This is a genomic window from Terrabacter sp. 01T434, from assembly GCF_056398545.1.
Genome location: NZ_JBFTPP010000039.1, coordinates 1 through 400, shown reverse-complemented (window position 1 = coordinate 400; position 400 = coordinate 1). Strand labels below are relative to the sequence as shown.

The window sequence follows — 400 nt, the reverse complement described above, 5'->3', positions numbered from 1 at the left end:
GCGACGGCTTCTTCTTCCGCGACCAGGACATCGCCGTCGTCGGCGGCGGCGACTCCGCCATCGAGGAGGCGACCTTCCTGACGAAGTTCGCCCGCACCGTGACGATCATCCACCGCCGCGACGAGCTGCGCGCGAGCAGGATCATGGCCGACCGGGCCCACGCGAACGACAAGATCCGCTTCGCGTGGAACTCCGAGGTCGCCGAGATCCACGGCGAGGGCAAGCTCAGCGGTGTGACGCTGCGCGACACGGTCACCGGCGACACCCGCGAGCTCGCGATCACCGGTCTCTTCGTCGCGATCGGCCACGACCCCCGCAACGAGCTCGTCACGGGCGTCGTCGAGACCGACGACGCGGGCTACGTGCTCGTCGACGGCCGCTCCACGCGTACCAACCTGCC

At 69.8% G+C, this 400-nt stretch carries 1 protein-coding gene; it reads left to right on the top strand.

What is annotated here, in order from left to right:
- Positions 1-400, top strand: a 400-nt coding sequence (locus AC1DIW_RS21895; protein ID WP_478110929.1) for an NAD(P)/FAD-dependent oxidoreductase, incomplete at both ends; no start/stop codon positions are given.